The 682-nt window shown below is 59.2% G+C and carries 1 pseudogene; it reads right to left on the reverse strand.

Annotated elements, in window-relative coordinates:
• Positions 1 to 291: pseudogene (locus TN53_RS41560) on the reverse strand (ParA family protein); the annotation flags it as partial.
• Positions 292 to 682 lie beyond the last annotated feature (391 nt).

Here is a 682-nt window from a genome sequence, read left to right on the forward strand (position 1 = left end):
CTGCACGGACTGGGCCAGACCCTGGATGAGAGAGACTCGACGGTCGCTCGCGATTCGCTTGAACTCGTCCCACTGACCTTCCGGCAGGAAGGTGGAGAACGAGTCGGCGCCGGAGGTGTCGACCCCGGCCGTCGCCGAGGCGAGGTTGCACCAGTCCTGGATGCCCTGCTCTACGGCCGCCTGGATCTCGATGCCCTTCTGGGCGGCTCTGATCTTGAGGTCCTGCCGGAGCCATCCCGGCAGCTTGGAGACGACCTTCTCACGGTCGTTCGGGGAGGCTGGAGAAGTCATGGGGTCACCTTACTAACGCAGGTGATCAAAAACGCGAACGACGCGTTAGGTAGGCCAGGTTTTATTACGACGTAATAGATCGAGGGACCGAACCGAGGGACGGAGAGGGCCTGAGGGACTGTTCGGTCCCTGGGCTTCAGTCCCTGGTATCTGCGCAGGTCAGAGGCTTTTGGGGGGTCAGATCAGGGACTGTAGGGACTGAACTTCCTAATTATGAGCTGGAGTAGAGCTTTTTTCGTACGCGCGTACGCATCTGCCTCCATATGTCTAGTTCAGCTCATAATTAGAGAGTTGAGTCCCTACAGTCCCTGCTGGAGAAGGGGAAAACGCGCTGACCTGCGCGTTTGTGCAGGGACTGAAGGAAAGGACGGTCCCTGCAGGGACCCTAGGT

Source organism: Streptomyces sp. WM6386 (genome assembly GCF_000972385.1).
Taxonomy (GTDB): Bacteria; Actinomycetota; Actinomycetes; order Streptomycetales; family Streptomycetaceae; genus Streptomyces.